We start from the raw sequence: 17,696 nt of genomic DNA, 5'->3' as shown, positions 1-17,696 counted from the left end.
GACTCTGCTCTTCGAACAGAGCTTGCGAGCTTGAATGTTTATGCTGAAACCTCAACCACTGGCAGCACCAAGGATGACATCTATGTAGGCAATTCGGCTGGGAACAACTTTAGCGGCGGCACCGGAAACGACACGCTCGACGGCGGTGCGGGCAACGACAACCTCACCGGTGGTGACGGTGCGGACACACTGATCGGTGGCGACGGCAACGACTACCTGTACGGCAGCAACGGCAACGACACGCTGCTGGGCGGCGCCGGATCCGACTATCTGTATGGCGAAGCCGGCAACGACATCCTCGATGGTGGCGCAGGCAACGACAGCCTCTCCGGCGGCGACGGCTCCGACACCTACCGCTTCGCTCGCGGCTGGGGCCAGGACTCGATCAGCAACTACGACACCAGCGCCGGCAAGACCGATGCGATCGAGTTCGCAGCAGGCATCTCCGCCAGCGACATCGTGGCCACCCGCTCGGGCGACAGCCTCGTGCTGAGCCTGAAGGGCACAAACGACACCATCACCGTCAGCAGCTACTTCAGCGCCGACGGCACCAGCGGCTACAAGCTCGAGCAGATCCGATTCGCCGATGGCACTGCCTGGGACGTCGCTGCGGTCAAGGCCCTGGTGCAGCAAAGCACCTCGGGCAACGACACGCTGTACGGCTATGCCACGGCGGACACGCTCTCCGGTGGCGCAGGCAACGACACCATCAACGGCTACGCGGGCGACGACACGCTCGATGGGGGCGCAGGCAACGACAACCTCACCGGTGGTGACGGTGCAGACACACTGATCGGTGGCGACGGCAACGACTACCTGTACGGCAGCAACGGCAACGACACGCTGCTGGGCGGCGCCGGATCCGACTATCTGTATGGCGAAGCCGGCAACGACATCCTCGATGGTGGCGCAGGCAACGACAGCCTCTCCGGCGGCGACGGCTCCGACACCTACCGCTTCGCTCGCGGCTGGGGCCAGGACTCGATCAGCAACTACGACACCAGCGCCGGCAAGACCGATGCGATCGAGTTCGCAGCAGGCATCTCCGCCAGCGACATCGTGGCCACCCGCTCGGGCGACAGCCTCGTGCTGAGCCTGAAGGGCACAAACGACACCATCACCGTCAGCAGCTACTTCAGCGCCGACGGCACCAGCGGCTACAAGCTCGAGCAGATCCGATTCGCCGATGGCACTGCCTGGGACGTCGCTGCGGTCAAGGCTCTGGTGCAGCAAAGCACCTCGGGCAACGACACGCTGTACGGCTATGCCACGGCGGACACGCTCTCCGGTGGCGCAGGCAACGACACCATCAACGGCTACGCGGGCGACGACACGCTCGATGGGGGCGCAGGCAACGACAACCTCACCGGTGGTGACGGTGCGGACACCCTGATCGGCGGCGACGGCAACGACTACCTGTACGGCAGCAACGGCAACGACACGCTGCTGGGCGGCGCCGGATCCGACTATCTGTATGGCGAAGCCGGCAACGACATCCTCGACGGCGGCGCGGGCAACGACAGCCTCTCCGGCGGCGACGGCTCCGACACCTACCGCTTCGCTCGCGGCTGGGGCCAGGACTCGATCAGCAACTACGACACCAGCGCCGGCAAGACCGATGCGATCGAGTTCGCAGCAGGCATCTCCGCCAGCGACATCGTGGCCACCCGCTCGGGCGACAGCCTCGTGCTGAGCCTGAAGGGCACAAACGACACCATCACCGTCAGCAGCTACTTCAGCGCCGACGGCACCAGCGGCTACAAGCTCGAGCAGATCCGATTCGCCGATGGCACTGCCTGGGACGTCGCTGCGGTCAAGGCCCTGGTGCAGCAAAGCACCTCGGGCAACGACACGCTGTATGGCTATGCCACGGCGGACACGCTCTCCGGTGGCGCAGGCAACGACACCATCAGCGGCTACGCGGGCGACGACACGCTCGATGGCGGCGCGGGCAACGACAACCTCACCGGTGGTGACGGTGCGGACACCCTGATCGGTGGCGACGGCAACGACTACCTGTACGGCAGCAACGGCAACGACACGCTGCTGGGCGGCGCCGGATCCGACTATCTGTATGGCGAAGCCGGCAACGACATCCTCGACGGCGGCGCGGGCAACGACAGCCTCTCCGGCGGCGACGGCTCCGACACCTACCGCTTCGCTCGCGGTTGGGGCCAGGACTCGATCAGCAACTACGACACCAGCGCCGGCAAGACCGATGCGATCGAGTTCGCAGCAGGCATCTCCGCCAGCGACATCGTGGCCACCCGCTCGGGCGACAGCCTCGTGCTGAGCCTGAAGGGCACAAACGACACCATCACCGTCAGCAGCTACTTCAGCGCCGACGGCACCAGCGGCTACAAGCTCGAGCAGATCCGATTCGCCGATGGCACTGCCTGGGACGTCGCTGCGGTCAAGGCCCTGGTGCAGCAAAGCACCTCGGGCAACGACACGCTGTATGGCTATGCCACGGCGGACACGCTCTCCGGTGGCGCAGGCAACGACACCATCAGCGGCTACGCGGGCGACGACACGCTCGATGGCGGCGCGGGCAACGACAACCTCACCGGTGGTGACGGTGCGGACACCCTGATCGGTGGCGACGGCAACGACTACCTGTACGGCAGCAACGGCAACGACACGCTGCTGGGCGGCGCCGGATCCGACTATCTGTATGGCGAAGCCGGCAACGACATCCTCGATGGTGGCGCAGGCAACGACAGCCTCTCCGGCGGCGACGGCTCCGACACCTACCGCTTCGCTCGCGGCTGGGGCCAGGACTCGATCAGCAACTACGACACCAGCGCCGGCAAGACCGATGCGATCGAGTTCGCAGCAGGCATCTCCGCCAGCGACATCGTGGCCACCCGCTCGGGCGACAGCCTCGTGCTGAGCCTGAAGGGCACAAACGACACCATCACCGTCAGCAGCTACTTCAGCGCCGACGGCACCAGCGGCTACAAGCTCGAGCAGATCCGATTCGCCGATGGCACTGCCTGGGACTATGCAACGACTAAGTCCAAGGTCGTGACGATAGGTTCGCCGGCTGGCACTACGCTTCAAGGCACAGCAGCTGATGAGACACTTTCAGGTAGCGCTGGTAACGACACCCTCAACGGCGGCTACGGCGCCGACCTGCTGCAAGGCGGCGACGGCAACGACACGCTCAACGGCGAGGCCGGCAACGACACGCTCGATGGCGGTGCAGGCAACGACGCGCTCAATGGCGGTGCCGGCAACGACACCTACCTCTTCGGACGTGGCTCCGGACGCGATACCGTCTACGACTACGACACCACCGCAGGCAACATCGACACGGTCCAGTTCGGCGAGGGCGTCTCCGCCTCCGACGTGCTGCTGTGGCGCAGCGGCGACAGCCTCTACCTCTACATCGACGGCTTCAACGGCGATCGCCTCGAGCTGCAGAACTACTTCTACCAGGAAGGTGTCTCCGCCTACTCGATCGAGAACATCCGCTTCGCCGACGGCACCAGCTGGGACTTGGCCACCATCAAGTCCAAGGTGGTCGTGCCCACCGAGGGCAACGACAGCCTCATCGGCTACGCAGGCAACGACACCCTCTCGGGCCTGGCTGGCGACGACACCATCTACGGCCGTGCCGGTGACGACACGATCGACGGCGGTGCCGGAGCCGACACGCTGTACGGCGAGGATGGCAACGACACCCTCTTCGGCGGTGCGCAGGACGACACCTTGAACGGTGGCTACGGTGCCGACCTGCTGCAAGGCGGCGACGGCAACGACACGCTCAACGGCGAGGCCGGCAACGACACGCTCGATGGCGGTGCAGGCAACGACACCCTCAACGGCGGTGCCGGCAACGACACCTACCTCTTCGGGCGTGGCTCCGGACGCGATACCGTCTACGACTACGACACCACCTCAGGCAACATCGACACGGTCCAGTTCGGCGAGGGCGTCTCCGCCTCCGACGTGCTGCTGTGGCGCAGCGGCGACAGCCTCTACCTCTACATCGACGGCTTCAACGGCGATCGCCTCGAACTGCAGAACTACTTCTACCAGGAAGGTGTCTCCGCCTACTCGATCGAGAACATCCGCTTCGCCGACGGCACCAGCTGGGACCTGGCCACCATCAAGTCCAAGGTGGTCGTGCCCACCGAGGGCAACGACAGCCTCATCGGCTACGCAGGCAACGACACCCTCTCGGGCCTGGCTGGCGACGACATCATCTACGGCCGTGCTGGTGACGACACGATCGACGGCGGTGCCGGAGCCGACACGCTGTACGGCGAGGATGGCAACGACACCCTCTTCGGCGGTGCGCAGGACGACACCTTGAACGGTGGCTACGGTGCCGACCTGCTGCAAGGCGGCGACGGCAACGACACGCTCAACGGCGAGGCCGGCAACGACACGCTCGATGGCGGTGCAGGCAACGACACCCTCAACGGCGGTGCCGGCAACGACACCTACCTCTTCGGGCGTGGCTCCGGACGCGATACCGTCTACGACTACGACACCACCTCAGGCAACATCGACACGGTCCAGTTCGGCGAGGGCGTCTCCGCCTCCGACGTGCTGCTGTGGCGCAGCGGCGACAGCCTCTACCTCTACATCGACGGCTTCAACGGCGATCGCCTCGAACTGCAGAACTACTTCTACCAGGAAGGTGTCTCCGCCTACTCGATCGAGAACATCCGCTTCGCCGACGGCACCAGCTGGGACCTGGCCACCATCAAGTCCAAGGTGGTCGTGCCCACCGAGGGCAACGACAGCCTCATCGGCTACGCAGGCAACGACACCCTCTCGGGCCTGGCTGGCGACGACATCATCTACGGCCGTGCTGGTGACGACACGATCGACGGCGGTGCCGGAGCCGACACGCTGTACGGCGAGGATGGCAACGACACCCTCTTCGGCGGTGCGCAGGACGACACCTTGAACGGTGGCTACGGTGCCGACCTGCTGCAAGGCGGCGACGGCAACGACACGCTCAACGGCGAGGCCGGCAACGACACGCTCGATGGCGGTGCAGGCAACGACACCCTCAACGGCGGTGCCGGCAACGACACCTACCTCTTCGGGCGTGGCTCCGGACGCGATACCGTCTACGACTACGACACCACCTCAGGCAACATCGACACGGTCCAGTTCGGCGAGGGCGTCTCCGCCTCCGACGTGCTGCTGTGGCGCGGCGGCGACAACCTGTACCTCTACATCGACGGCTTCAACGGCGATCGCCTCGAACTGCAGAACTACTTCTACCAGGAAGGTGTCTCCGCCTACTCGATCGAGAACATCCGCTTCGCCGACGGCACCAGCTGGGACCTGGCCACCATCAAGTCCAAGGTGGTCGTGCCCACCGAGGGCAACGACAGCCTCATCGGCTACGCAGGCAACGACACCCTCTCGGGCCTGGCTGGCGACGACATCATCTACGGCCGTGCTGGTGACGACACGATCGACGGCGGTGCCGGAGCCGACACGCTGTACGGCGAGGATGGCAACGACACCCTCTTCGGCGGTGCGCAGGACGACACCTTGAACGGTGGCTACGGTGCCGACCTGCTGCAAGGCGGCGACGGCAACGACACGCTCAACGGCGAGGCCGGCAACGACACGCTCGATGGCGGTGCAGGCAACGACGCGCTCAATGGCGGTGCCGGCAACGACACCTACCTCTTCGGACGTGGCTCCGGACGCGATACCGTCTACGACTACGACACCACCGCAGGCAACATCGACACGGTCCAGTTCGGCGAGGGCGTCTCCGCCTCCGACGTGCTGCTGTGGCGCAGCGGCGACAGCCTCTACCTCTACATCGACGGCTTCAACGGCGATCGCCTCGAACTGCAGAACTACTTCTACCAGGAAGGTGTCTCCGCCTACTCGATCGAGAACATCCGCTTCGCCGACGGCACCAGCTGGGACCTGGCCACCATCAAGTCCAAGGTGGTCGTGCCCACCGAGGGCAACGACAGCCTCATCGGCTACGCAGGCAACGACACCCTCTCGGGCCTGGCTGGCGACGACATCATCTACGGCCGTGCTGGTGACGACACGATCGACGGCGGTGCCGGAGCCGACACGCTGTACGGCGAGGATGGCAACGACACCCTCTTCGGCGGTGCGCAGGACGACACCTTGAACGGTGGCTACGGTGCCGACCTGCTGCAAGGCGGCGACGGCAACGACACGCTCAACGGCGAGGCCGGCAACGACACGCTCGATGGCGGTGCAGGCAACGACGCGCTCAATGGCGGTGCCGGCAACGACACCTACCTCTTCGGACGTGGCTCCGGACGCGATACCGTCTACGACTACGACACCACCTCAGGCAACATAGATATTGCTCGGTTCGGGGTAAATGTTTCAGCAGACCAGCTTTGGTTCAGCAGGAGTGGCAGCGATCTCTCGATCGACATCATTGGCACCGACAACCGGCTGACCATCAGTAACTGGTACGCATCGAGCAGTTATCGCATCGAGCAGTTCAAGACAGCGGACGGGAAGACCTTGCTCGACAGCCGAGTGCAAAGTCTTGTAGACGCGATGGCTGCATTCTCACCGCCGGCCGCAGGACAAACAACGTTGCCAAACACCCATCAAAGTGGGTTGAACTCGGTAATCGCCGCAAACTGGCAGTAACCCGCGAGCTGCTTGTGAGTGACTGTTGGGCTGCCTCTGGAGAACCAGAGGCAGCCCAATTTCTATTGAAGGCGAAGCGACAACACACCGGATCCAACATGCTGAGCGACACGGGACCAGGGGACCATGGTCAATCAGGACGGAACCATCACCCCCGCGTCATACGCCTCGCAATAGAGTCCCCAATCCTCCACCACCTGCGCCGCACACTGATGCGCCGCATCCAGCAAGTCCCTGCGCCATGACTTCGCCGACGCGCCGAAGTCGATCAGCGCATCGGCGATGGCCGAGCCCTGGCGGCCCGAGCTGCGCAGTTGCGCCCAGGCCATGAGCTGGCCCATCTCGGTGATCACGCCGCGGATGTCGGCGAGGCGCGTGCGGTTCACGTCGAGCATCACGCGGTCTTCGCTGGGTTGCAGGCCGCGCAGCACGTACGACGACTTGCGCCCGGCGATGGGATGGAGGAAGGCCATCGACACGGCCTGCATGCGGCGCTGCAGGCCGACCACGCGGTGCGCCTCCGAAGGCCATTCGGGCTGCTTCGTCTTCTTCAGGTGCGGCACGAGCGAGGACGGCAGCGCCTGCTTCAGGTCGAGCAGGAAGTTGGCGTCGGGCGAGCCCTTGCCTTCGATCAGCACGATGTAGCGCTCCACGCCGAGGCTGCCGGTGCCGGCGACGCGGCGGGCCACGTCGAGCACATTGAAGAAGCCGGGGTTGGGCTGCGAGGCGGCGAAGTTGTCGATGAGCCTGGTGACCCGCTCGCGCTGCGCCTCGGTGGCCGGCAGCGCGTGCTTGCCGTCGCAGCGGATGGAGCGCCTGCGGCCCTTGCGGTCGCTGCGCCGGTCGAGGAACGCGGGGCGGGTGCGCGCCTTGAGGGTGTCGAGCAGGTCCCTGACGAGGCCGCCTGCTGTGTCGCGCTCGATCCAGCGGGCCTTGCCCAGCACGAGCGCGCCGGCATAGGCATCGAGGAAGGTCCTGCACAGGGCATCCGCGTCGGCGGTGCTCTTGCACAGGCCCTCGCCCGCCACCAGGATGCTGGAGAGGAAGCGCACCAGCTCCCACGTCACCGGCGCGAGCGCGGCTTCGTCGAAGTCGTTGAGGTCGAAGTAGACGAGCCGGTTGTCGCCCTTGTAGCTGCCGAAGTTCTCCAGGTGCGCGTCGCCGCACAGCCATGCCGCCGGCGCCTTGGAGAACAGCGCACCGGCCGGCAGGCGGTCGTAGAACAGGTGGCAGGTGCCGCGCAGGAAGACGAAGGGGCTGGAGCGCAGGTTGGCGTATTTCATCGCCAATCGTTCCGGATCGCGCCCGGCGTTGAAGCTGCGGATGGTCTTGGCGGCGTTGGGCATGCGTTTCGTCTTTCTTCCTCTTGCGCGGGTCGCGAGCGGCGGATTCTGTGGCCGCTCGCCCACTCGCAGCTGACGAAGCTGCGAGGCTGAAGAGGCCGAAGTCAGAGCAGCCCGGCCATCTTCTGCGCCGCCGCCTTCAGCGCATCGATGCGTCCGATCGCATCGTCCATCGACATGCGCGCCGTGGGCGCGTGCACGGCCAATGCGGCCCGCACCGCGCCGGCCGCATCGCGCACCGGCACGGCCACCGCCACGAGGCCGGCGATGAATTCCTCGCGGTCGCAGGAGTAGCCCTGCTTCGCGATCGCCTCGCACTCGGCGCGCAGCGCGGCTGCCTTGACGATGGTGTTGGGCGTCATGCGCTCCAGCGGCTGTCCGTCGATGAACGCATCGCGCTCCTTTGCCTGCATCTGCGCCAGGAAGAGCTTGCCGCTGGCCGTGCAGTGCAGCGGCACGTGCGAGCCCACGTCGAGCGTCAGGCGCAGCGGCCATTGCGCCTCGACGCGGTCGAGGTAGAGCACCTGCGCGCCGTCGAGGGTGGTGAGGTTGCAGGTCTCGCCGACCTGGCGCACCAGCGCCGACAGCACCTCGTGCCGCATCCCGCGCACCACGCCGTGGTTGAGAGTGTCGAAGGCCAGCCGGCGCAGCGCGGGGCCGACGGTGAAGGAGCGCTCGTCCACGTCGCGCGCCAGGAAGCCGGTTGCAAGCAACTGCGTGCAGATGCGGTGCGCCGTGCCCTTGGGCAGGCCGAGCTGCGCGGCCAGGTCGGCCAGCGTGAGCGCGCGGCCTTCGCTGGCGAGCAGCGCCAGCAGGCGCAGGCTGCGCTCGGCGGAGGAACCGGAGACGCCGGCGGACTCCGCGTCGTCCTGGAGGGGCGCTGCGGCGGGAATCACTGCGGCGGATGCGCGCGCGGAACGTGGCATGCGGATAAACCTTGTGAAGAAAAGAAGTCGGTCCGGAAAGGTATGGCCATGGACGCAGCCTGGCCACGGCGATTGTTCCACTGCCCGGCCCCGCTATCTCCTGGCCCCATTCAGCGCATGCAGTGCGGCAAAGGCAGGCGCATTCGGCTGGGCTCCCAAAAGAATGTCCGGGAATTTTTTTCGTAAACAAATTCGATGAATTTGTGATCAAAAAAAAGGCCGCGCATGGCCTCAAGAACCTGGAATCCCGACCGAAAAGAAAAGCACGGAATTCGCGCGATTGAAGAGCGCCCAATTCCGACGGCGCTTATTGCGATCCAGCTTTTTCCTACCCTGACACCGGACCCATGAAAAATATCTCGACCCGGAAACTGCTCGCCGGGACTTTCACGATCCTCGCGCTGCTGGTGCTGCTTGTGAGCCTGCTGGCACTGCGTTCACTGAATGCGGCCGACCACCGGTTCTCCAGCTACGTCGCCGGCATCGCGCACCGCAAGGCGCTGACGGCCGAGATCGGCATCGCCGCCAGCCGGAGGGCCATCGGCGTGCGCGAAATGGTGCTCGTGCAATCGGCGGCGGAGCGCGATCGGGCCAAGGCGATGGCGGTCGACAGCAACGAGAAGCTGCAATCCGCGCTGAAGCAACTCAAGAAGGCGCTCGACACGGAAAGCGATGTGACGCAGCGCGAACGGGCCATCTTCGAAAAGATGGAAAAGACCGAAAGGGAATACCTGCCCATTGCCCTTTCCATCGTCGAACTCGCCGCCGCCGGAAAACGCGAGGAGGCGATCGAAAGAATGAATACCGCGTGCAGGCCGTTGCTCCTGCAGCTGCTGCTCGCCTCGGTCGAATACGCGGACTACAACGCGGAAATATCGCAAAAGGATGTCGAGGCTTCCGCGGCGGCCTATTCAAGGCAGCTGACGCTGCTGCTCGCGCTGAGTTGCTTCGCGGTGCTGGCGGCGGTGGCGCTCGGCGTCTTCATTGCGCGCCGTCTCTTCTCGGCGCTCGGCGGCGAGCCAGCCATGCTCAGCGTGGCGGCCCACAGGGTAGCCGACGGCGACCTGAGCGAGATCGACGGCGCGCACGAGGCGCCGCAGGGCAGCGTGCTGGCATCCATGGTCGCCATGCGGCGCCAGCTGGTCGCGCTGATCGGGCAGGTCCGCTCCTGTGCCGACAGCATCGCCGTCGCGAGCGCGGAGATCGCCCAGGGCAACAACGACCTTTCCCGCCGGACGGAGGCCGAGGCCTCTTCCCTTCAGGAAACCGCGGCCTCCATGGAAGAACTCAACGCCGCCGTCAGGCGCAACGCCGCCAGCGCGACCGAAGCCAACAGGCTCGCCCACGGCGCGAGCAGCGTGGCGATGCGCGGCGGCGAAGTCGTGGTGCAGGTCGTGGAGACGATGAAGAGCATCAACGACGGCAGCAAGCGGATCGCGGACATCATCGGCGTGATCGACGGCATCGCGTTCCAGACCAACATCCTTGCGCTGAACGCCGCCGTGGAGGCCGCGCGCGCGGGCGAGAAGGGCCGGGGCTTCGCGGTGGTCGCCTCCGAAGTGCGCAGCCTCGCGGGACGCTCGGCCGACGCCGCGAAGGAGATCAAGGCGCTGATCGGCGCGAGCGTCGATCGCGTCGAGGCCGGCTCGGCGCTGGTCGACCGCGCGGGCGCCACCATGGCGGAAGTCGTCGATTCCATCAGGCGGGTCGCAACCATCGTCGGCGAGATCAGCACGGCCAGCGCCGAGCAAAGCGCCGGTGTCGCGCAGGTCAACGCAGCCGTGACGCAGCTGGACCAGGCCACGCAGCAGAACGCGGCGCTGGTCGAACAGAGCGCGGCCGCGGCGCAGAGCATGAACATCCAGGTCGGGCAGCTGATGCAGGCGGTCTCGGCCTTCCGGGTCGGCAAGCCGCATCCCGGCGCCGTTGCCGAGCGCGCCGCCGAGCCGGTGCTTCGGCTCTCGGCGGATAGCGCACTGGCTTAGGAATCGGAAGGCCCGCCCCGCCACCACCCGGCTCGGCATGCGGGTAAACGTTAAAAACGGAACATTGCGTTCCGAAAATCAATGACCTAGGATCGGTTCGAACAAGGGCGCTCGCCCTTCCAGAACTTCCCCCGGGACCATTGCATGCCTGAAGAAGAGTTCGACTACATCGTCGTCGGCGCGGGTTCCGCCGGCTGCGTGCTGGCCGGCCGGCTCAGCGAAGACCCGGCCACGCGGGTGCTGCTGCTCGAAGCCGGCCCGGCGGACCGGTCGCTGTGGATCCACCTGCCCATCGGCTACGGCAAGACGATGTGGAGCCCCACCTACAACTGGCGCTTCGAGACCGACCCCGACCCGAACATGAACGGCCGGCGCATCTACTGGCCGCGCGGCAAGACCCTGGGCGGCTCCAGCTCGATCAACGGCCTGATCTACATCCGCGGCCAGCGCGAGGACTACGACCACTGGGCCGCGCTGGGCAACGCCGGCTGGGGCTACGACGATGTGCTGCCTTACTTCATTCGCTCCGAAGGCAACGAGCGCGGCGGCGACGCCTTCCATGGTGGCGAGGGGCCGCTGAAGGTTTCGGACATCGCGGCGAAGCACGAACTCATAGAAGCCTTCATCGACGGCGCCGTGCAGACCGGCGTGCCGCGCACGAAGGACTTCAACGGCGCCGCGCAGGAAGGCGCCGGCTACTACCAGCTCACCACGCACAAGGGCTGGCGCTGCAGCACTGCCAAGGCCTACCTGACGCCGGCGGTGAAGCGGCGGCCCAACCTGCGCATCGAGACCGAGGCGATGGCCGGGCGGCTGCTGTTCGATGGCAGGCGCGCCACGGGCATCGCCTACCGCCAGCGCGGCGAACTGAAGACCGCGCGCTGCCGCGCAGAGGTGCTGCTGTCGGCCGGCTCTCTGCAGTCGCCGCAGTTGCTGCAGCTCTCGGGCATCGGGCCGCGCGCGCTGCTCGATCGCTTCGGCATTCCGGTGGTGCAGGAGCTGCCCGGCGTCGGCGAGAACCTGCAGGACCACCTCCAGATCCGCCTGGGCTACGAATGCACCAAGCCCATCACCACCAACGACCAGCTCAACTCCTGGTTCGGACAGATGGGCATGGGCCTCGAATGGCTGCTGCACCGCACCGGCCCGCTGGCGGTGGGCATCAACCAGGGCGGCTGCTTCATGCGCGCGCTGAAGGATGCCGAGGGCCGGCCGGTGGCGGCCACGCCCGACATCCAGTTCCACGTGGCCACGCTCTCGGCCGACATGGCGGGTGGCAAGGTGCATCCGTACTCGGGCTTCACGATGTCGGTGTGCCAGTTGCGGCCCGAGTCGCGCGGCCACGTGCGCATACGCTCGCTCGACGCGGCCGAGCCCCCCGAGATGCAGCCCAACTACCTTTCGACCGAACTCGACCGCGCGACCACCGTGGCCGGCGTGAAGGCCGCGCGCGCCATCGCCGAATCGCCCGCGATGCGCCCCTACGTCAAGCGCGAGGTGAAGCCCGGCCCCGGCGCGGCGAGCGACGCCGACCTGCTGGAGTTCTGCCGCAACAACGGCGCCACCATCTTCCACCCCACCGGCACCTGCCGCATGGGCGCCGATGCGCTCGCGGTGGTTGACGCGCGCCTGCGCGTGCACGGCGTGGCGGGGCTGCGCGTGATCGACTGCTCGGCGATGCCGACGCTGGTGTCGGGCAACACCAACGCGCCCGCCGTGATGATGGCCGAGAAGGCCGTCGACCTGATCAGAGAGGACGCGAGAGCGGCAGCCGCCGCACAGTGAGTTCCCGCATCGAACGAACCCCACGGTCCGCAGAGACCGCCACGACAACCTCATCGGAGACAGACATGAGCGCAAGCGACGAGAAAGCGATTCGCAGGGTGGTGGTTTCGGCCCTGGTGGGCGCCACCATCGAGTGGTACGACTTCTTCCTGTACGGCGTGGTGGCCGGCATCGTGTTCAACAAGCTCTACTTCCCGGGCAGCGACCCGGTGGTGTCGACCCTGCTGGCCTACACGACCTTCGCGGTGGGCTTCGTCACGCGGCCGCTGGGCGGCGTGATCTTCGGCCACTTCGGCGACAAGATCGGCCGCAAGAGCATGCTCATCATCACGCTGATGATCATGGGCGTGGCCACCTTCCTCATCGGCCTGGTGCCGACCTACGCGCAGATCGGCATCGCGGCGCCGCTGCTTTTGTTGCTGCTGCGCGTGGCGCAGGGCATCGGGCTGGGTGGCGAATGGGGCGGCGCGGTGCTCATGGCCTACGAATACGCGCCGAAGGAAAAGCGCGGCTTCTACGCCTCGCTGCCGCAGATCGGGCTGGCCATCGGCCTGTGCATGGCCTCGGGCGTGGTGGCGCTGCTGTCGTGGCTGCTGACCGACGAGCAGTTCCTCTCGTGGGGCTGGCGCATCGCCTTCCTGATCTCGGGCGCGATGGTGATGGTGGGCATGTACATCCGCCTGCACGTGAAGGAAACGCCGGAGTTCGCGGCCGTGAAGGCGCGCAACGCCGAGCTGCGCATTCCCTTCATGGACATGCTGCGCCGCTACCCCGGCAACGTGTTGAAGGGCATGGGCGCGCGCTACATCGACGGCGTGTTCTTCAACATCTTCGGCGTGTTTTCCATCAACTACCTCACGAGCACCATCAAGATCAACCGCACCGAGGCGCTGCTGGGCGTGATGGCCGCGGCGGTGGTGATGTGCTTCGCCATTCCCTTCTTCGGGCGCATGTCCGACCGGCTGGGGCGCCCGCGCGTGTACATGTGGGGTTCGCTCATCACGGCCGTGTCGGCGTTCCCGGGCTTCTGGCTCATGACGCACAGCGGCGGCAACGTGCTGCTGGTGTGGCTGTCGATCATCGTGCCCTTCGGCATCCTCTACGCCTCGGTGTACGGGCCGGAGGCCGCCCTCTTCTGCGACCTGTTCGACGCGAAGGTGCGCTACACGGGCATCAGCTTCGTCTACCAGTTCTCGGGCATCTTCGCCTCGGGCATCACGCCGATCATCGCGACGGCGCTGCTGAAGTCGGGCGGCGGTGAGCCATGGCAGATCTGCCTGTACGTGCTGTTCGCGGGCGTAGTGTCGGCGGTGTGCGCGTGGATGATCGGGCGCGGCGTCTCACCTGCAGATGCACCGGCGGCGGTGGCCTCGCGCTGAGGGCCACGCAAACCTTTCAGAGCGCGCTGCCTATGCCGAGCGCGCGCATCACGGCCGCGGTGCGCGTCTCCACGCCCAGCTTCACGTACACGTGCTCCAGGTGCTTGTGCACCGTGCGGGGGCTGATCTGGAGCAGGGCGGCGATCTCGGCGTCGGTCTTGCCGCGCGCCAGCCAGTGCATGACCTCGCCTTCGCGCGGCGTGAGGGCCGGAGTGCGCTTTGGCGGCGAGACGGCGCGCGCGGATACCTCCGCGCAGGTCAACCGGTACAGCAACGCCACCGCGACCACATGCTCCAGCCCCGCGCGGCGATAGTGCTCGGCCTGCATCGATGCGCGGCGGAACTCTCGCCGGCCCGGTGCCTTCGCGGCGTTGCGCCGGATTGCATGCACGCCGTGATGCCGCACGGGCGACTGCCCGGATTCCAGCTGTTCCAGCAGGCGGAGTGCGCTCGCGCAGTCGCCGCGCGTGAGATGCGTCATGGCATGCCCCTTTCTTCGTGCATACGCATTGCTGCGTATGGCGCCCGTACGCATCGGGACGGAGGATCGCCCTTCGTCCCTCTGCCGCGAGCCCAGTATAGGCAGGCAAGGGACGCGCGAGCCGTCCGCCGGCGAAGGGGAAACACATGGCTATCGACGAAACAAGGCTTAACGCGTTCATGGGTAACTTCGTCCATGACATCGGCGCCGTGATGCACGCCGCAACCATCGTCGTGGGCGACCAGCTCGGCCTGTACAAGGAAATGGCGAAAGGCCCGGGCACGGTGGAAGAGCTGGCCAAACGCACCGAGACCGATCCGCGCTACCTGCGCGAGTGGCTCTCGGCACAGGCCGCCAGCGGCTATGTGGAGTACGACCCGAAGAGCGAGCGCTTCTCGCTCACCGAAGAGCAGGCCTTCGCGCTCGCCGAGGAAGGCAGCCCGGCCTTCGTGCCCGGCGCGTTCCAGATCGCCGTGGCGCAGTTCAAGGCCGTACCCAAGATGGTCCAGGCCATGCGCACCGGCCTGGGCATCGGCTGGCACGAGCACGACCCCGCCCTCTTCCACGGCACCGAGCGCTTCTTCAGGCCGGGCTATGCGGCCAACCTGGTGAGCCAGTGGATACCGGCGCTCGAAGGCGTTTCCGCCGCGCTCGAGCGCGGCGCGCGCGTGGCCGACGTGGGCTGCGGACACGGCGCCTCCACGCTGCTGATGGCACAGGCCTACCCCGAGTCGAGCTTCGTCGGCTTCGACTACCACGCCCCCTCGATCGAGCGTGCGCGCGAGACGGCGCGCAAGGCCGGCATCGACGATCCGAAGCGCCTGAGCTTCGAGGTCGCGAGCGCGAAGGACTTCCCGGGCAAGGACTACGACCTTGTCGCTTTCTTCGACTGCCTGCACGACATGGGCGACCCGGTGGGCGCGGCGGCGCACGTGCGCGGCAGCCTGAAGCCGCAGGGCACCTGGATGCTGGTGGAGCCCTTCGCCAACGACCGGCTGGAAGACAACATGAACCCGGTGGGGCGCGTGTTCTATTCGGCCTCGAACTTCATCTGCACGCCCGCATCGCGCTCGCAGGAAGTGGGACTGTGCCTTGGCGCGCAGGCCGGCGAGGCGCGGCTTCGCGACGTGGCTTCCAAGGGCGGCTTCGCGCATTTCCGCCGCGCCAGCGAGACGCCCTTCAACATGATCTTCGAAGCACGTCCGTGAGGACATCCAAGGAGCTGCCGCCATGTCACGCCAATACATCGACTGCCGCGAATACCCGAGCACCATGAACTGCAGCGTCGCGCTCAGCGCCGACAGCGAGAGCGAGCTGCTCGATGCCGCCGTGCAGCACGCCGTGACCGTTCACGGCCACACCGACACGCCCGAGCTTCGCAAGCAGCTCGCGAGCATGTTCAAGACCGGCACGCCGCCGCTGCAGGCGCCTGCCGCGCAGAAGTTGCCCGCCTGACAGCTGAGCCGGCCGTGGCGGTCGCTGCGCCGCCGGCCGTCCCTGACTCTTGGCTGACCGATGGCCGGCTGGCCACCGGGTATCGCCGCATCTACACTGCGGCCATGAAGAGAACAGGGGAAGCACAGCGCTGCCTGCAGCCCGTGGTGGAGCTGCGGAAGGAAGTTTCGTCCTACGCCTACTCCGTTCGCGCGCCCCGCTCCAGGGGCGTGATACCTCCCAGCTCGTACCGCAACGGCGGCTTCGCCACGCTGGCCGAATGCCTCGGCGACGTGGCGCGCGCAATGGGCGGCGACTTCTCGCGCATCTACGTGCGGCTCGAGGGCTTGTGCGTCGGCGAGCGCGACATCGTGGAGTTGCGCCGCGACCCCGAGAGGGTCGCCGTCGAACTGAAGGCCGGACTCGAGGCCGAACTGAAGGCGAAGGCCGCCTTCGAGGTCAGGGCCGAGAGCGTGTCCGAGCCCGGCGAAGGCTGATCGCGATAACCAGCCCCATCGCCGCGGCGCCGCTGCCGGCAAGGAACACGCCGCCGTACCCAGCCCTGTCCGCGAGCAGCCCGGCCAGCGGGCCCGTCAGCCCGTAGGCGACGTCCTGGAAGGCGGAGAACCCGCCCAGCGCCGTGCCGCGCAGATGAGGCTGCACCAGATGCACGACCTCTCGCCCCATGGACGGAAAGATCATCGAGCAGCCGAGCCCCGTGAGGAACGCGCCGGCAAGGGCAACCACAGGATCGGAAGCGCTCCAGATCAGCGCCTGCCCCACCGTCTCGACCGCAAGCGAGCCGATGGCCACGGGCAGTCCGCCCACGCGGTCCGGCAGGTGGCCGAAGAGCACGCGCACCAGCACGAAGCCGCCGCCGAAGGCCGTCAGGCCCAGCCCGGCGTAGCGCCAGTGCTGGTCGAGGAAATGCAGCGTGAAGAACGCGCCGATCGCCGCGAAGCCGATGCCCTGCAGGCACACGATGGTGCCGTGCGGCCAGACCTGGCCGATCACGCGCCAGAACGGCGGCCGCTCGGCGCCCGGATGCGCGGGCACGCCGGCCATGCGCCAGATCGCGAGCATGCCGAGGCAGGGCAGGATCACGCCGACGCTCATCACGCCGGCGTATCCGAAGCGCTGCTGCAGCGCGAGGCCGATCGGCCCGCCGACCGCCAGCGCGCCGTAGATGGCGGCGCCCACCAGCGCCAGCACCTTGCCCGAGCGCACCGGGCCGACGAGCCCCATGCCCCAGCCGATGATGCCGACGCCGACCAGGCTTTCGCCGAGGCCGACCAGCAGCCGGCCCGCCAGCAGGACGAGGTAGGCCGTCCAGGGCGACTGCACCAGCAGGCCGGCGACCAGCGAGACCAGTGCGCCGCTCACGTAGAAGACCAGCCCGCGCGACACCGCGGCCTTGGCCCCGGCGCGGTCGGACTGCGTGCCGGCATGGGCCCGGCTCAGCACGGTGGCGAGAAAGGCAATGCCGACGCCGAGCCCGGCCCACACGTTGCCCAGCCCGAGTTGCCCCGTCACGAAGATCGGAACGACGGGCAGGGACATGCCGACGCAGAGATAGGAAATGAAGAGGATGGCCGTCAGCAGCAGCAGGCGGCCCTGCGCGGGGTCGCGCGTCGATGATGGTGGCGATGACGATGAAGTCGTGGCCCGTGTCGATGGAGAAGTCATGGTGTCGTCCAGGTTCGTGGTGTTCTCCCGGCCGACCGGAGCGCGCA

Annotated in this window: 11 protein-coding genes; 7 read left to right on the top strand and 4 right to left on the bottom strand. The window is 67.0% G+C overall.

Going from position 1 to position 17,696, the window contains the following annotated elements; translation table 11 throughout:
- The first annotated feature begins 30 nt into the window (after nt 1–30).
- Nucleotides 31–6,630 carry a calcium-binding protein gene (locus tag ACAM57_RS08970; protein ID WP_369661405.1) on the top strand — a complete coding sequence of 2,200 codons (6,600 nt, stop codon included), beginning with the start codon at nt 31–33 and terminating at the stop codon, nt 6,628–6,630.
- Nucleotides 6,631–6,764: 134 nt separating this feature from the next.
- Here ACAM57_RS08970 and ACAM57_RS08965 read toward each other — a convergent pair whose 3' ends face one another.
- Both ACAM57_RS08965 and ACAM57_RS08960 read right to left on the bottom strand, forming a co-directional pair.
- Nucleotides 6,765–7,976 carry a DUF2252 domain-containing protein gene (locus ACAM57_RS08965; RefSeq protein ID WP_369661404.1) on the bottom strand — a complete coding sequence of 404 codons (1,212 nt, stop codon included), beginning with the start codon at nt 7,974–7,976 and terminating at the stop codon, nt 6,765–6,767.
- A 101-nt stretch (nt 7,977–8,077) separates the two neighbouring features.
- Nucleotides 8,078–8,899, bottom strand: coding sequence for an IclR family transcriptional regulator (locus tag ACAM57_RS08960; protein WP_369661403.1), 822 nt, complete (start codon nt 8,897–8,899; stop codon nt 8,078–8,080).
- A gap of 347 nt (nt 8,900–9,246) precedes the next feature.
- Here ACAM57_RS08960 and ACAM57_RS08955 point away from each other — a divergent pair, with 347 nt between their 5' ends.
- The 3 genes from ACAM57_RS08955 to ACAM57_RS08945 all read left to right on the top strand — a co-directional run bounded on the left by ACAM57_RS08955 (nt 9,247) and on the right by ACAM57_RS08945 (nt 14,048).
- On the top strand, nt 9,247–10,884 hold the full coding sequence (locus ACAM57_RS08955; RefSeq protein WP_369661402.1) for a methyl-accepting chemotaxis protein: 1,638 nt from the start codon (nt 9,247–9,249) through the stop codon (nt 10,882–10,884).
- Between the two features lie 144 nt (nt 10,885–11,028).
- On the top strand, nt 11,029–12,669 hold the full coding sequence (locus ACAM57_RS08950) for a GMC family oxidoreductase (protein ID WP_369661401.1): 1,641 nt from the start codon (nt 11,029–11,031) through the stop codon (nt 12,667–12,669).
- A gap of 65 nt (nt 12,670–12,734) precedes the next feature.
- Nucleotides 12,735–14,048 (top strand): MFS transporter, encoded by a 1,314-nt coding sequence (locus ACAM57_RS08945; RefSeq protein WP_369661400.1) that lies wholly within the window; start codon nt 12,735–12,737, stop codon nt 14,046–14,048.
- Between the two features lie 16 nt (nt 14,049–14,064).
- On the opposite strand, the gene ACAM57_RS08940 is transcribed toward ACAM57_RS08945, so the two are convergent.
- A complete protein-coding gene (locus ACAM57_RS08940; RefSeq protein WP_369661399.1) occupies nt 14,065–14,529 on the bottom strand; it encodes a response regulator transcription factor in 465 nt (154 codons plus the stop codon).
- 146 nt (nt 14,530–14,675) lie between these two features.
- Between ACAM57_RS08940 and ACAM57_RS08935 the strand changes: the two genes are divergently transcribed.
- The 3 genes from ACAM57_RS08935 to ACAM57_RS08925 all read left to right on the top strand — a co-directional run bounded on the left by ACAM57_RS08935 (nt 14,676) and on the right by ACAM57_RS08925 (nt 16,460).
- Nucleotides 14,676–15,737, top strand: a complete 1,062-nt coding sequence (locus ACAM57_RS08935) for a class I SAM-dependent methyltransferase (RefSeq protein ID WP_369661398.1) — start codon at nt 14,676–14,678, stop codon at nt 15,735–15,737.
- 22 nt (nt 15,738–15,759) lie between these two features.
- On the top strand, nt 15,760–15,984 hold the full coding sequence (locus tag ACAM57_RS08930) for a DUF1059 domain-containing protein (protein ID WP_126024469.1): 225 nt from the start codon (nt 15,760–15,762) through the stop codon (nt 15,982–15,984).
- Between the two features lie 104 nt (nt 15,985–16,088).
- Nucleotides 16,089–16,460 (top strand): hypothetical protein, encoded by a 372-nt coding sequence (locus ACAM57_RS08925; protein ID WP_126024468.1) that lies wholly within the window; start codon nt 16,089–16,091, stop codon nt 16,458–16,460.
- On the opposite strand, the gene ACAM57_RS08920 is transcribed toward ACAM57_RS08925, so the two are convergent.
- Nucleotides 16,423–17,649, bottom strand: a complete 1,227-nt coding sequence (locus ACAM57_RS08920; RefSeq protein WP_369661397.1) for an arabinose transporter — start codon at nt 17,647–17,649, stop codon at nt 16,423–16,425. The genes ACAM57_RS08925 and ACAM57_RS08920 overlap by 38 nt on opposite strands.
- Nucleotides 17,650–17,696 lie beyond the last annotated feature (47 nt).

Origin of the sequence: Variovorax sp. V15, assembly GCF_041154425.1 — a bacterium.
Classification (GTDB): domain Bacteria; phylum Pseudomonadota; class Gammaproteobacteria; order Burkholderiales; family Burkholderiaceae_C; genus Variovorax; species Variovorax guangxiensis.
This window is presented reverse-complemented; position numbering and strand designations above follow the sequence as displayed.

Excerpts from the sequence above, each read along its gene's own strand:
- ACAM57_RS08940 (WP_369661399.1), bottom strand. The coding sequence starts at position 14,529 with ATGACGCATCTCACGCGCGGCGACTGCGCGAGCGCACTCCGCCTGCTG.
- ACAM57_RS08955 (WP_369661402.1), top strand. The coding sequence starts at position 9,247 with ATGAAAAATATCTCGACCCGGAAACTGCTCGCCGGGACTTTCACGATC.
- ACAM57_RS08965 (WP_369661404.1), bottom strand. The coding sequence starts at position 7,976 with ATGCCCAACGCCGCCAAGACCATCCGCAGCTTCAACGCCGGGCGCGAT.
- ACAM57_RS08920 (WP_369661397.1), bottom strand. The coding sequence starts at position 17,649 with ATGACTTCTCCATCGACACGGGCCACGACTTCATCGTCATCGCCACCA.
- ACAM57_RS08935 (WP_369661398.1), top strand. The coding sequence starts at position 14,676 with ATGGCTATCGACGAAACAAGGCTTAACGCGTTCATGGGTAACTTCGTC.
- ACAM57_RS08945 (WP_369661400.1), top strand. The coding sequence starts at position 12,735 with ATGAGCGCAAGCGACGAGAAAGCGATTCGCAGGGTGGTGGTTTCGGCC.
- ACAM57_RS08925 (WP_126024468.1), top strand. The coding sequence starts at position 16,089 with ATGAAGAGAACAGGGGAAGCACAGCGCTGCCTGCAGCCCGTGGTGGAG.
- ACAM57_RS08960 (WP_369661403.1), bottom strand. The coding sequence starts at position 8,899 with ATGCCACGTTCCGCGCGCGCATCCGCCGCAGTGATTCCCGCCGCAGCG.
- ACAM57_RS08950 (WP_369661401.1), top strand. The coding sequence starts at position 11,029 with ATGCCTGAAGAAGAGTTCGACTACATCGTCGTCGGCGCGGGTTCCGCC.
- ACAM57_RS08930 (WP_126024469.1), top strand. The coding sequence starts at position 15,760 with ATGTCACGCCAATACATCGACTGCCGCGAATACCCGAGCACCATGAAC.